Genomic DNA, 13,513 nt, shown 5'->3' on the forward strand with positions numbered 1-13,513 from the left:
AGGAGCGCGCGGGCGTCTCAGGTCGGGAGGCAGCCTCCCATCAAGCTTATTTCCCATCCGGCCAGACCGGTTTGCTGATGCTTTGCAGCAACTCGGGCTCGATGCCGTCAATGCGCGCGATCACGGCCTTCGCCATTTCCCGGCCTGCATGGCGAACGTCTTCGTAGGCGGTGATGATCTCCGGCCTGATCCAGTTCAGGATCGGCGCGGATTGCTTCGAGACCATGTCGATATCGTAGCCTAAGCGCTTTCCTGCCGCTTCGATGCCGGCGTTGACGGCAATGGCCGCACTTCCCGCCGAACAGACGATGCCGTCGGGGGCGCTGGATGATCGCATCAGCGTTTCAACGGCGTTCTTGATCTCCTCCAGCGGCGCATCGATGTTGACGCGCAGCGGCACCTCGTCGGCGCCGTAGTCGTGAAGGCCCGTTTGAAAGCCGATGCGCGTATGAGCGTAATAGGTCAGCTTGCTCGGCGGCTGGAGCAGGGCGATATGCCTGCGGCCACGGTTGACAAGCTTCTTCACCGCCTCGTGGGCGAAGGCCTCGTTGTCGAAATCGTGATAGGGGTGCACCAGCCCAGTGTCGGTCCGTCCGTGGGTCGCGAACGGCATGTTCTGCTCGACAAGAAGACGCACGCGCGGATCGTCGGGCTCGATACGGGAAATGATGACGCCATCGGCAGAGCCGGTGTCCAGGATGTAGCGCACGGGCAGCATCGGGTCCTTGCTGTGCGAATGCGGCGTGACGACGATGTGGTACGGCGTGCCGGTCAGGACTTCGGATATGCCGAAGACCATCTGGCTGCTGAAACCCATGATCTCTTCGTCGATGCTGAGGACGAGCGCGATGACGTTGGTCTTGCCGGTTCGAAGGCGCACGCCCGCGCGGTTCGGCTGATAACCGAGCTGGCGCGCCACCATGCGTACACGCTCCTTGGTTTCCGCGCCGATATCCGGTGCATCCTTGAGCGCCCGCGAGACGGTGGTGATGCCCAGCCCGGTCATGAAGGCGATTGTCTTGAGCGTCGGCCGTTCGCGTTGCAAGCCCGATGCCGCTCCCCCCAGATTTCCCTTGCTTTCCATTCCTTTACGCCACCTCGCGCGATTTCGATCCGCTTATAGAATGTTTTGCGCGGCGCTGTAAGCAGGCCCTCTGCTAAAGCCGGTGCTTACTCGCGAGGAGAAATCTGTAACGATACAGTCGGAATGTCGAGAACTTTTTGCTGGTTGCAATGCAGCATTCCCTACTCAAGATGCGACTTGAATGCCGACAAGAAGGTTTTTGCACATGCGAAACAGATTTTCTGCAAAGACCGACATGCATATGAAAAATATCACATGATATCAATTAATTAAATGCATTCACGCGGGTCTGTCGTCGCCGCGAAACGCAGTGCGATCGATGCAAGATAGCGAGATCCAGACAGCCGTTTACAGCCGCGGGAGCTGTCCAGGAAAATTTTTTGTGGGCGGGCGGTTGCGCCAAAATATCGATTGAACTAAGTTTTTCCGGCAACGTTTCAGTGAGGGAGGAGAACTCATGAAGTTTCGTTCGTTTGCGGCTGTGCTTGCCGCGTCGGTGGCGCTTCCGCTCGGTGCGGCCCACGCAACCGATCTTGAAGTCACCCATTGGTGGACATCCGGCGGTGAAGCCGCCGCCGTCAAGGTTCTTGCCGATAGCTACAATGCGCTTGGCGACAACAAGTGGGTCGATGGCGCAATTGCCGGTTCCGGCACCACCGCCAATCCGATCATCATCAGCCGTATTCTCGGTGGCAATCCGATGGGCGCGACCCAGATGAACACCGGCCGCGACGCCGAAGAGCTCATCAAGGCCGGCCTCATGACGGACCTGACGCCGCTCGCCGAGGCGGAGCACTGGAAGGACGTTATCCGTCCGGCGAAGCTGCTCGACGCCTGCACCTACGAAGGCAAGATTTACTGCGTGCCGATCAACATTCACTCCTGGCAGTGGATGTGGGTTAACCGCCACGTGTTCGAAGACAACGGCATGGCTGTTCCGAAGAACTGGGAGGAACTCGCAGCCGACGCGTCGAAGCTCAAGGAGAAAGGCGTCACCCCGCTTGCGACGGGTGCCCCGTGGCAGGTCGAAGGTATCCGTAACGTCATGCAGGCCGGTATCGGCGGCAAGGAACTCTACCTCGCCATCAACGACAAGAAGAGCGAGGAAGCCATCCGCAGTGATCAGAACCGCAAGGTATGGGAAGCTTTCGCCCAGGCCCGCGATATGGTCGATCCGTCCTATTCCGGCCGCGACTGGAATGTCGCCACCAACATGGTGATCGAGGGCAAGGCCGCCGCTCAGATCATGGGCGATTGGGCGCAGGGCGAATTCGGTGTGGCGAAGAAGGTGGCAGGCACGGATTATGATTGCCTTCCCGGTCTTGGCTACAACCCGCAGCTCGACACGGGCGGCGATGCCTTCTACTTCCCGAAGAACAGCAATCCTGACGTGACCAAGGCGCAGCTCGAACTCGCCAAGATGCTTCTTTCCAAGGAAGTCCAGGTCAAGTTCAACCTGGTCAAGGGTTCGCTGCCGGTGCGCGGCGATGTCGATCTCAATGCGGCCAATGCCTGCATGAAGAAGGGCATCGAGATCCTTTCGAACCTCGACAACGTTCTGCCTTCGACCGAGCAGATGCTCGACTCCGATACGCAGGGCCAGCTGCAGGATCTCGCGCTCGAGTTCTTCAGCTCCAAGATGTCCGTGGATGACGCGATCGACCGTCAGGTCGATATCATCTCACAGGCCCAGTAAGGCCATAGACGCTCTTACGACTTGAGACGGCTTACGGGCGCGGGCGGTAGTCCGCCCGCGCCCGCGCCGCCCACAGGAGGTATCGATGGCTCACCCCGGCCGGCCGTTTGGCCTGTTGCGCAACCTCAATGCGAAGATCGCGGCAATCCCGATGATGCTGACGGTCATCGTGATTTTCATCGGTTGCACGCTCTGGACCGTTTTCTACTCATTCACGTCGTCGCGACTCTTGCCGACAACCGATTTCGTCGGCTTCGATCAGTACCGGCGCCTGTTCGGCAGTGCGCGCTGGAACCAGTCGGTCATCAACCTTGCGACCTATGGCATCTGCGTACTGACATTTGTCTTCGTCATCGGTTTCCTGCTGGCCGTTCTCATCGATCAGAAGATCCGCTTCGAGAACACGTTCCGCACGATCTTTCTCTATCCGTTCGCGCTGTCGTTCATCGTGACGGGACTCGTCTGGCAGTGGATTCTCGATCCCAGCCTCGGCGTCCCGAAGGTCCTCAACGATCTCGGCCTTCCGGGCGGCAGCCTGGCCCTGCTCGGCGACAAGAACACCGTCATTTATGCGCTGGTCGTCGCTGGCCTGTGGCAGGGGACGGGACTTGTCATGGTGCTGATGCTTGCGGGTCTGCGCGGTATCGATTCCGAAATCTGGAAGGCCGCCCGCGTCGACGGCATCCCGGCATGGCGCACCTATCTCTTCATCATCATTCCGATGATGCGCGGCGTCTTTGTCACGACGCTCGTCATCGTCGCCTCGGGCATCGTGCGCGTCTATGACCTCGTCGTCGCGATGACGCAGGGCGGACCTGGTTTCGCATCGGAAGTGCCTGCAAAATACGTCTATTCGTTCATGTTCGAGCGCGCCAATCTCGGGCAGGGGCTTGCGGCATCCACCGTGATGCTCGTCACCGTCTTCATCATCCTGGTTCCGTGGGCTCTCTCCGAGTTCCGCCAGAAACGATCCTGAGGAGCCCGATCATGGCAGTTATCTCTGCAGACGAACCGTTTGGTGCAAAGCCGAGGCGCATGTTCGCACCGTCGACCATCATCCTCTACAGCGTGCTTACGGTCGCCGCGCTCTACTATCTCCTTCCGCTTTACGTGATGGTCGTCACGTCTCTGAAGGACATGACAGAAATCCGCATGGGCAACATCTTCGCGCCGCCGGTACAGATCACCTTCGAGCCCTGGGTCAAGGCATGGAGCCAGGCCTGCACCGGCCTCGAATGCTCCGGCATCAGTGTCGGTTTCTGGAAGTCGGTGAAGATCACCATTCCGAGTGTCATCATCTCGGTGGCCATCGCATCCGTGAATGGCTACGGGCTCTCCTACTGGCGCTTCAAAGGGTCGGAAGTGTTCTTCACGATCCTGCTCTTCGGCGCCTTCATCCCCTATCAGGTAATGCTCTATCCGCTCGTCATCATCATGCGCGAGCTCGGCATCTTCTCGACCATCTGGGCCGTCGTCCTGGTGCACACGATCTTCGGCATGCCGATCAATACGCTGCTCTTCCGCAACTACTTCGCGTCGCTGCCGCCCGAACTCTTCAAGGCAGCTCGCGTGGACGGGGCCGGATTCTGGCAGGTATTCTTCCGCATCATGCTGCCGATGTCGCTGCCGATTTTCGTCGTCTCGATGATCATCCAGATCACCGGCATCTGGAACGACTTCCTGTTTGGCGTGATCTTCGCCGGCAACCAGAATTTTCCGATGACGGTGCAGCTCAACAACATCGTCAATGCCGTTCAGGGCGTGAAGGAATACAATGTCAACATGGCCGCAACGCTGCTTACCGGCGCTGTGCCCCTTATCGTCTACTTCGTCTCCGGGCGTCTCTTCGTTCGCGGTATCGCCGCCGGCGCAGTGAAAGGTTGATCCATGAAAACAAGCGTTTCCATCAAAGATCTGTCGCTGAATTTCGGCGCCGTCAGCGTTCTTAAGGATCTGAACCTCGACATCAATGACGGCGAATTCCTGGTGCTGCTTGGTTCGTCCGGCTGCGGCAAGTCCACACTGCTCAACTGCATCGCGGGACTGCTCGATGCATCCGCGGGGCAGATCTTCATCAAGGGCAAGAACGTCACCTGGGAGGAGCCGAAGGATCGCGGCATCGGCATGGTGTTCCAGTCCTATGCGCTCTATCCACAGATGAGCGTCGAGAAGAACCTCTCCTTCGGTCTTCGCGTTGCGAAGGTGCCGCAGGCCGAGATCGAAAAGCGCGTGGCGCGTGCTGCCGAAATTCTGCAGATCCAGCCGCTCTTGAAGCGCAAGCCAGCCGAGCTTTCCGGCGGCCAGCGCCAGCGCGTGGCGATCGGCCGTGCCCTGGTGCGCGACGTCGACGTATTCCTCTTCGATGAGCCACTCTCCAACCTCGACGCCAAGCTCCGTTCGGAACTGCGCGTCGAGATCAAGCGGCTCCACCAATCGCTGAAGAACACGATGATCTACGTGACCCACGACCAGATCGAGGCGCTGACGCTCGCCGATCGCATCGCGATCATGAAGAGCGGCATCATCCAGCAGCTCGACGATCCGACGACGATCTACAACAAGCCGCGCAACCTCTTCGTCGCGGGCTTCATCGGTTCGCCGTCGATGAACTTCCTCAAAGGCGAGTTGACCAAGAACGGCGGTAAGCCGGTGTTCACCGCGAACGGCGTCAGCTTCTCGCTCGAGGGCTATGAAGCGGCGGAACCGCTGCAGGCGGGCCGCAAAGTCGTTCTTGGGGTGCGTCCGGAACACATCAAGGTCGATGAAAATCTCGGGCCGGAAGTGCACGATGCCACCGTCGACATCGAAGAGCCGATGGGCGCCGACAACCTTCTGTGGCTGAAGCATGCAGGCCATGTGATGTCGGTTCGCATCAACGGCGCGCGCCGCTTCAAGGCAGGGACGCCGGTGAAGCTCAGTTTCGACATGTCGCTGGCATCGCTTTTCGACGCCGAGACCGAAAAGCGGATCTGAATCGCAATGCGGGGCGGGGCCGCAAGCTCCGCCTGATCTTCAATGCGGCCAGTCGGCCGTCCAAATTCGGCCGCAACCTCCCCGGCGGCCTGATCAGGATAATGTCATGACTTCCTTGCCGAAGAACGCCTCCAGTATCGATCTGTCCGGTACCTGGCAGCTCGCCTCCACCGATGGCGAGATCAGGAGCGTGATCACGCTACCGGGTGATGTCCACACGGCGCTTCACTCCGCAGAGCTCATTGCCGACCCGTATTTCGGCCGCAACGAAGAGCAGGTGCAATGGGTTGCGCACAAGGACTGGGTGATTGAGCGGAGCTTTTCGCTACAGGACACTGAGGGCGACTGGTGTCTCGATATTGATTACCTCGACACCGTCGCATCGGTCTTCGTCAACGGCTTGCTAGCGCTTTCGTCCGACAACTGCTTCCGCCGCTACCGGCCGGATGTTTCAAGCATGCTGAAAGCGGGCGACAACACGATCCGCATCGTGCTGCATTCGAGCATTGCCGCCGGTGCCGAACGCCAGAGCAAGCAGCCTTTCTACATTCCCTATCATCCGGGCAATTCACCGATCGCCAATGGCAATATGCTGCGCAAGGCGCAATGCCATTTCGGCTGGGACTGGAACATCGCCATTGCGCCGCTCGGCCTTTACGGAACGATCGCGCTGAGGAAGCTCGAAACCGCCCGCATAGAGCACGTCACGACCCGCCAGATCCATAGTCTTGATGGCAGCGTTCAACTGCAAGTCACGGCCACGCTCTTCGCGAAGAACCCGGGCATTGTGCCGGTGCATTTCTCGCTCGATGGCGAGCGCGTCCGTCTCGAGGTCGGCGTCAACAGCGGTCAGACGACGATCAACCATGTCTTCGATATCGAGAAGCCCCGTCTCTGGTGGCCTTCCGGCAGCGGCGAGCAGGCGCTCTATGCGCTTTCCGTCGAGGTTCCGGGCGATACGGTAACCAAGCAGGTCGGCCTTCGCACCATCGAGCTCGTCACCACGCCGGATGCTGCCGGCAGCCGTTTCGCTTTCAAGGTCAATGGCCGCGAAATCTTCTGCCGCGGTGCGAACTGGATTCCTGCGGACGCGCTGTTTTCGCGCTCATCTCCCGGAAAGACGGAGGACCTGCTGCAATCGGCGAAAGCCGCCAACATGAACATGATCCGTGTTTGGGGCGGCGGCTTCTACGAGCAGGATTATTTCTACGACCTGTGCGACCGCCTTGGCCTCATGGTCTGGCAGGACTTCATGTTCGCCTGCAATCTCTATCCTTCGACGGAGGATTTCCTCGAGAACGTCGCGCATGAAGTCGACTATCAGGTCAAACGGCTGTCCTCGCATCCGTCGATCGCGCTCTGGTGCGGCGACAACGAGCTAGTTGGCGCGCTCACATGGTTCGACGAGCCGAAGAAGGATCGGGACCGTTACCTCGTTTCCTACGATCGTCTGAACCGCACCATCGAGCAATCGCTGAAGAAGGCGCTTCCGGGTGCGCTGTGGTGGCCGTCGAGTCCTGCCTCCGGCTATCTCGATTTCGGCGATGCCTGGCATGCCGACGGCTCGGGCGACATGCATTACTGGTCGGTCTGGCACGAGAACAAGTCGTTCGACAATTACCGGACGGTCAGGCCGCGCTTCTGCTCCGAGTTTGGCTTCCAGTCCTACACGTCGCTCCCGGTCATCAAGACCTATGCAGACGCGAAAGACATGAACGTCGCCTCGCCGGTCATGGAGCTGCACCAGAAGAATGCCGGCGGCAACGAGCGCATCGCCGGCACCATGTTCCGTTACTTCCGCTTCCCGAAGGACTTTCCGAATTTCGTCTATCTGAGCCAGATCCAGCAGGGCCTCGCGATCAAGACGGCGGTGGAATACTGGCGCTCGCTCAAGCCGCATTGCATGGGCACGATTTACTGGCAGCTCAACGACACCTGGCCGGTCGCATCCTGGTCCAGCCTCGATTACGGCGGCCGCTGGAAGGCGATGCATTATCTCGTCAGGCGCTTCTTCCAGCCGGTGGCAGTCGCCGCCATTCCGAGCGAGGACGGCAAGACGATCCGCTTGTCACTGGTCAATGACACGCTTTCCGACGTCAGCATCGATCTTTCGATCTCGATCCTGACGATGAAGGGCGAGCGCCGGCACCTGAAGGATATCCAGGCGGTCTGCACGCCGGATGCTGCCGTGACGGCAACGACGGTCGAGATGGCGGACATCCCCGCCGGCACGCTGCTCGCCTGGCACTTCAGCGCCTCGAACGGCATGGGCGGCGAGGGGCATTACGTTCACGGCACCTACAAGGCGCTGGAACTCGAACCTGCCGGACTGCAGGTGACTCGCGAATATGTCGAGGAGGACGGCTCCGTCTGCCTCAACGTCACCGCCAAGGGACTGGCGCTTTTCGTGATGATCGAGACCGATTCCGACGGCAAGTATTCTGACAATGCCTTCGATCTGGCGGCCAGCGAGACTCGCCGCATCACCTTCACACCGGCGCAGCCGCTCGAAGGCGACGAGTTGCCTGAATTCCGTTTCTACGACCTGCATTCCTGCCAGTCCGTGGATTGATCCTGATTCAAATGAATGGGCACGAGGCCCGAGGAGGATAAGATGACCAAACTAAGTTTTCAGCTTTACAGCGCCCGCAATTTTCAGCCCTATTCGGCGATCCTCGAAAAGCTCGGCAAAGCCGGCTATTCGGAAGTGGAAGGTTTCGGCGGCATGTATGCCGATCTCGATGACGCCGGTCTCAAGAGCCTGCGTGCCGATCTCGACAAGAACGGCCTTGTGATGGCCACCGGCCATTTCAGCCCGGATCTCCTCGACGGCGACGTCAAGAAGTCGCTGAACATTGCCAAGTCACTCGGCATGGATTCGATCTATGCGCCGCATTTGGCCGCCGATAAGCGCCCGGCGGACAGCGCCGGCTGGCTCGCCTTCGGCAAGCGCCTTCATGAAATGGCAAAGCCCTACAAGGACGCCGGTTATGAATTCGGCTGGCACAATCATGACTTCGAATTCGTGAAGCTCGCCGACGGCTCGCTGCCGATCGAGCGCATTTTCGAAGGCGCGCCGGATATTTCCTGGGAAGCGGATATTGCCTGGGTCGTTCGCGGCGGCGCCGATCCCTACGCCTGGATCGAGAAGCTCGGGCCCCGCATCACCGCCGTTCACGTCAAGGACATCGCTCCATCAGGCGAGAACACGAACGAAGACGGCTGGGCCGACGTCGGTCATGGCACCCTTGCCTGGGCGAAGCTGATTGCGGCGCTCAAAGGCACCAAGGCGAAGCACTACGTCGTCGAGCACGACAATCCGAGCGACGTCGATCGCCTGATCACTCGCTCGATCGCATCCTTCAAAACCTATTGAGGACAACATGACCAAGGAACTTGGCGTCGGCATCATCGGATGCGGCAACATCTCCACTACGTACTTTTCGCTTGCCCCGCTGTTCAAGGGCCTGAAAATTCTTGCCTGCGCGGATATCAATGTGCAGGCAGCGGAATTGCGCGCCGAGGAATACGGCGTCAAGGCGCAGACGATTGAGGGACTTCTCGCCAATGACGAGATCGAGGTCGTCGTCAACCTGACGATTCCAGATGCGCACTATCCGGTCTCGAAGGCCGCTCTTGAAGCCGGCAAGCACGTCTATTCCGAAAAGCCGCTCGTGCTGACGCTGCAACAGGGCGAGGACCTGCGCCGCATCGCCAAGGAGAAGAAGCTCTCCGTCGGCTGCGCGCCGGACACCTTCCTCGGCGGCGCGCATCAGCTCGCCCGCAAATATATCGACGAGGGCGGCATCGGCCGCATCACCTCGGGCACGTGCAACGTCATGAGCCCGGGCATGGAGATGTGGCATCCGAATCCGGACTTCTTCTTCCTCCCCGGAGGAGGTCCGATCCTCGACCTCGGCCCCTACTACATTGCCAACCTGATCAACCTGATCGGTCCGGTGAGGCGCGTCGGCGCTATGACCTCGATGGCTTCCGAGACGCGGACGATTACCAGCCAGCCGCGCAACGGCGAGATCATTCCGGTCAAGACGCCGACGACGATCCAGGCCCTGCTCGAGTTCGTCAGCGGTGCGACGATCACCCTGACGGCGAGCTGGGACGTGTGGTCCCACCGCCATGCCAACATGGAGCTCTACGGCACCGAAGGTTCGCTCTACGTGCCGGATCCGAACTTCTTCGGCGGCGTTGTCGAGGCTAGCGGCCGCGACAAGGAGATCAAGCCGCTGGAAGCCTGGGAGCATCCCTTCGGCATCTTCAACCAGGAAAGCCCGAGCGGCCCGCGCGCCAACTACCGCACCGCAGGTCTCGCCGACATGGCGATGGCCCTGATCGACGGCCGCGATGCACGCTGCTCCCTCGACCGCACGCTGCATGGCGTCGATGTCATGACCTCGATCCTGAAGTCGGGCGAGGAAGGCCGGTTCGTGGAACTCACCACGACCTGCACGCAGCCCGCGGCACTCGGCATCGAAGAGGCCCAGGCACTTCTGAAGTAGGGGCGCTCTTGAAGTAAGGCTTCAAACCACTATTGTCCCGCGCGGGCAGATCTGCCCGCGCGATTTTCTTAAAGGACTAGGACCATGAGCTGGCAACCGGCTTCCGACCGCTATTCGAACATGAAATATAACCGCACGGGCCGTTCCGGCCTGAAGCTGCCTGCCGTCTCCCTCGGCCTCTGGCACAATTTCGGCGGTGACACGCCGCACGACCGCAAGGTCGACATGTGCCGCACGGCCTTCGATCTCGGCATCACCCATTTCGACCTCGCCAACAATTACGGCCCGCCTCCCGGCTCCGCCGAGACCGCCTTCGGCGAAATCCTGCGCACGGACTTCGCGGGCCTGCGCGACGAACTGATCATCTCGTCCAAGGCTGGTTACGACATGTGGCCGGGTCCCTACGGCGAATGGGGCAGCCGCAAATATCTGATCGCCTCCTGCGACCAGAGCCTGAAGCGCATGGGCCTCGACTATGTCGACATCTTCTATTCGCACCGCTTCGATCCGGACACCCCGCTGGAAGAAACCTGCGGCGCACTGGATCACATCGTCCGCTCCGGCCGCGCGCTCTATGTCGGCATTTCCTCCTACAACTCCCAGCGCACCCGTGAAGCGGCTCAGATCCTCAAGGATCTCGGCACGCCGTGTCTCATTCACCAGCCGAGCTATTCCATGCTCAACCGCTGGGTCGAGGACGACAAGCTGCTGGACACGCTGGACGAAGTCGGCATGGGCTCGATCGTCTTTTCGCCGCTGGCGCAAGGCATGCTGACGGCCAAGTATCTGGGCGGTATTCCGGAAGACAGCCGCGCGGCGCAGAATCACTTCCTGAAGCGCGATTTCATCCGTCCGTCGATCATCGACAATATCCGCAAGCTCAACGAGATTGCCGAGAAGCGCGGCCAGACGCTGGCGCAGATGGCGATCGCCTGGGTGCTGCGCGGCGGCCGGGTCACCTCGGCGCTGATCGGCGCCAGCCGCTCCTCGCAGATCGTCGATTGCGTCAAGGCGCTCGACAATCTTGAGTTTACGGCGGAAGAACTGAAGCAGATCGATGTCTTCGCCAAGGAGGCCGACATCAACCTCTGGGCTAAGTCCGCAGAGCGGGAGTAGGGCGCCGCCGGTCCCGATTGATAGGTTCTAGCGCCGTCCTCGGGCGATGTCAGAGTTCTGGGATAGGTCGCACTCTTTTCGACGTCATCCTCGGCCTTGTGCCGAGGATCTGAACACGCAACCAAATCAATCGGTTGCAGATCCTCGGGACAAGCCCGAGGATGACGAACAACTGTTGGGGCGGCGTTTTCAGCGCGCTTCCGCGTCGCCTTCGGGCGGCGCGTTCCATATCGCCATTCGGAGGAGGAGCCGTCAATGATCCGCAACCCTATTCTGCCGGGTTTCAATCCCGATCCATCCATCTGCCGCGTCGGCGAGGACTACTACATCGCCACCTCGACCTTCGAATGGTACCCCGGTGTGCAGATCCATCACTCGCGCGACCTGGTGAACTGGACGCTGGTGCGCCGGCCGCTGGAGCGCAAGTCGCAGCTCGACATGCGCGGCAACCCGGACAGCTGCGGCGTCTGGGCGCCATGCCTGTCTTATGCCGATGGGTTGTTCTGGCTGGTCTATACCGACGTCAAGCGCTTCGACGGCAACTTCAAGGACGCGCATAATTACATCGTGACGTCGCCGACGATCGAGGGCGAGTGGTCCGAACCGGTCTACGTCAATTCCTCGGGCTTCGACCCGTCGCTCTTCCATGATGACGACGGCCGCAAGTGGTTCGTCAACATGCAGTGGAACCATCGCACCGAAAGCTATGGCGGCGCGCCGAAGCACCCTGCCTTCGACGGCATCCTGCTGCAGGAATGGAATTCCGAGATGCGGGCGCTGAAGGGCCCGATCAAGAACATCTTCGCCGGCAGCCCGCTTGGCCTTGTCGAAGGGCCGCATCTCTTCAAGCGCGGCGGCTATTACTATCTGACGACCGCCGAAGGCGGCACCGGCTATGACCATGCGGTGACGATGGCGCGTTCGCGCAACATCGACGGTCCCTACGAGATGCATCCGAACATGTATCTCATCACATCCAAGGATAATCCGCAGGCCGTGCTGCAAAGGGCAGGGCACGGGCAATATGTCGAGACGCCCGGTGGCCAAGTCTATCACACACATCTCTGCGGCCGCCCGCTGCCGCCGAAGCGCCGCTGCACGCTTGGTCGCGAGACGAGCCTGCAGAAATGCGTCTGGAAGGAGGATGGCTGGCTCTACCTCGAAAACGGCACGACGGTTCCTGATGTCACCGTCCCGGGACCGGGCGGCGCCGAGCCGATCGACAAGCCGCGGCGGCGCGAATACAATTTCGACAGCGCTCAACTGCCGCTCGATTTCCAGTGGCTGCGCACGCCGCAGCCGGAGCGCATCTTCAACCTGACCGACCGGCCGGGCCATCTGCGCCTGATCGCCCGCGAAAGCATCGGCTCGTGGTTCGAACAATCTCTCGTCGCCCGTCGCCAGGAACACCACAGCTTCAGGGCGGAGACCGTCGTGGAATTCGATCCGGATACCTATCAGCAGGTCGCCGGCCTGACGCATTACTATAACAGGCACAAGTTCCACGCCATTGCCGTTACGCTTCACGAAAAGCTGGGCCGCTGCGTCACGATCCTATCCTGCAATGGAGATTATCCGAATGGCCGCCTGACCTTCCCGGCCGAAAGCGGCGTTGCCCTTCCGGCCGAAGGTCGCGTCCAGCTTTCCATGGAAATCCGCGATAATGATCTGCAGTTCTTCTGGCAGACGGAAGGCAAGGGGGCCTGGCAACCGATCGGCCCTGTGCTCGATGCCGGTGTGGTTTCCGATGAAGGCGGGCGCGGCGAACACGGCTCCTTCACCGGTGCCTTTGCCGGCGTCTTCGCCTTCGATACGTCCGGCAGGGCAAAGACCGCCGATTTCGACTGGTTCAATTACGACGAGCTTTGAGGCGGGAGGATTTCTGGCGGCTCGCTCGGGATGGGCATTCTGCCTGTCTCTCGCGATAAAAGTGTCTGGGCCATAACTCGATCATCAGGACGATCGCCGATGCGTGGGCCAAGAATTTGGTCCGCGTCGATCTCAGCGTTCGCGCGGACGACGAGCGTTCAATCCCGCTCTATGACGGGTAGGCTTCCTGAGGGCGGGGCGGGCGCCGGGACGTCGCCTGCGCCGGCCGGCGCCATCCTGACCTCGTCAACATGGCGC

10 protein-coding genes are annotated in these 13,513 nt (G+C 60.5%); 9 read left to right on the forward strand and 1 reads right to left on the reverse strand.

Features of this window, described 5'->3' with window-relative positions:
• Window positions 1–46: 46 nt before the first annotated feature.
• Complete coding sequence (locus tag HGP14_RS16580) at window positions 47–1,084, reverse strand: LacI family transcriptional regulator (RefSeq protein WP_168830962.1); 1,038 nt, start codon at window positions 1,082–1,084, stop codon at window positions 47–49.
• A gap of 457 nt (window positions 1,085–1,541) precedes the next feature.
• Here HGP14_RS16580 and HGP14_RS16585 point away from each other — a divergent pair, with 457 nt between their 5' ends.
• The 9 genes from HGP14_RS16585 (at window position 1,542) to HGP14_RS16625 (ending at window position 13,255) form a co-directional block, all read left to right on the forward strand.
• A complete protein-coding gene (locus tag HGP14_RS16585; RefSeq protein WP_168830963.1) occupies window positions 1,542–2,780 on the forward strand; it encodes an ABC transporter substrate-binding protein in 1,239 nt (412 codons plus the stop codon).
• 85 nt (window positions 2,781–2,865) lie between these two features.
• Window positions 2,866–3,756, forward strand: a complete 891-nt coding sequence (locus HGP14_RS16590) for a carbohydrate ABC transporter permease (protein ID WP_168830964.1) — start codon at window positions 2,866–2,868, stop codon at window positions 3,754–3,756.
• Window positions 3,757–3,767: 11 nt separating this feature from the next.
• Window positions 3,768–4,664, forward strand: a complete 897-nt coding sequence (locus HGP14_RS16595; protein ID WP_168830965.1) for a carbohydrate ABC transporter permease — start codon at window positions 3,768–3,770, stop codon at window positions 4,662–4,664.
• Window positions 4,665–4,667: 3 nt separating this feature from the next.
• Window positions 4,668–5,753 (forward strand): ABC transporter ATP-binding protein, encoded by a 1,086-nt coding sequence (locus tag HGP14_RS16600; protein WP_168830966.1) that lies wholly within the window; start codon window positions 4,668–4,670, stop codon window positions 5,751–5,753.
• Window positions 5,754–5,859: 106 nt separating this feature from the next.
• Window positions 5,860–8,325 carry a beta-mannosidase gene (locus HGP14_RS16605; protein ID WP_168830967.1) on the forward strand — a complete coding sequence of 822 codons (2,466 nt, stop codon included), beginning with the start codon at window positions 5,860–5,862 and terminating at the stop codon, window positions 8,323–8,325.
• A 42-nt stretch (window positions 8,326–8,367) separates the two neighbouring features.
• Window positions 8,368–9,129 carry a sugar phosphate isomerase/epimerase gene (locus tag HGP14_RS16610; RefSeq protein ID WP_168830968.1) on the forward strand — a complete coding sequence of 254 codons (762 nt, stop codon included), beginning with the start codon at window positions 8,368–8,370 and terminating at the stop codon, window positions 9,127–9,129.
• 7 nt (window positions 9,130–9,136) lie between these two features.
• Complete coding sequence (locus HGP14_RS16615) at window positions 9,137–10,270, forward strand: Gfo/Idh/MocA family protein (protein WP_168830969.1); 1,134 nt, start codon at window positions 9,137–9,139, stop codon at window positions 10,268–10,270.
• An 84-nt stretch (window positions 10,271–10,354) separates the two neighbouring features.
• A complete protein-coding gene (gene mgrA, locus HGP14_RS16620; RefSeq protein WP_168830970.1) occupies window positions 10,355–11,386 on the forward strand; it encodes an L-glyceraldehyde 3-phosphate reductase in 1,032 nt (343 codons plus the stop codon).
• A 255-nt stretch (window positions 11,387–11,641) separates the two neighbouring features.
• Entirely contained in the window at window positions 11,642–13,255 is a 1,614-nt protein-coding gene (locus tag HGP14_RS16625; RefSeq protein WP_168830971.1) for a glycoside hydrolase family 43 protein, read from the forward strand.
• Window positions 13,256–13,513 lie beyond the last annotated feature (258 nt).

This window comes from Rhizobium sp. P32RR-XVIII, from assembly GCF_012641395.1.
Lineage (GTDB): Bacteria > Pseudomonadota > Alphaproteobacteria > Rhizobiales > Rhizobiaceae > Rhizobium.

Bases quoted from the DNA above. Each gene is read 5' to 3' on its own strand.
- HGP14_RS16580 (WP_168830962.1), bottom strand. From the start codon at position 1,084: ATGGAAAGCAAGGGAAATCTGGGGGGAGCGGCATCGGGCTTGCAACGC.
- HGP14_RS16585 (WP_168830963.1), top strand. From the start codon at position 1,542: ATGAAGTTTCGTTCGTTTGCGGCTGTGCTTGCCGCGTCGGTGGCGCTT.
- HGP14_RS16590 (WP_168830964.1), top strand. From the start codon at position 2,866: ATGGCTCACCCCGGCCGGCCGTTTGGCCTGTTGCGCAACCTCAATGCG.
- HGP14_RS16595 (WP_168830965.1), top strand. From the start codon at position 3,768: ATGGCAGTTATCTCTGCAGACGAACCGTTTGGTGCAAAGCCGAGGCGC.
- HGP14_RS16600 (WP_168830966.1), top strand. From the start codon at position 4,668: ATGAAAACAAGCGTTTCCATCAAAGATCTGTCGCTGAATTTCGGCGCC.
- HGP14_RS16605 (WP_168830967.1), top strand. From the start codon at position 5,860: ATGACTTCCTTGCCGAAGAACGCCTCCAGTATCGATCTGTCCGGTACC.
- HGP14_RS16610 (WP_168830968.1), top strand. From the start codon at position 8,368: ATGACCAAACTAAGTTTTCAGCTTTACAGCGCCCGCAATTTTCAGCCC.
- HGP14_RS16615 (WP_168830969.1), top strand. From the start codon at position 9,137: ATGACCAAGGAACTTGGCGTCGGCATCATCGGATGCGGCAACATCTCC.
- mgrA (WP_168830970.1), top strand. From the start codon at position 10,355: ATGAGCTGGCAACCGGCTTCCGACCGCTATTCGAACATGAAATATAAC.
- HGP14_RS16625 (WP_168830971.1), top strand. From the start codon at position 11,642: ATGATCCGCAACCCTATTCTGCCGGGTTTCAATCCCGATCCATCCATC.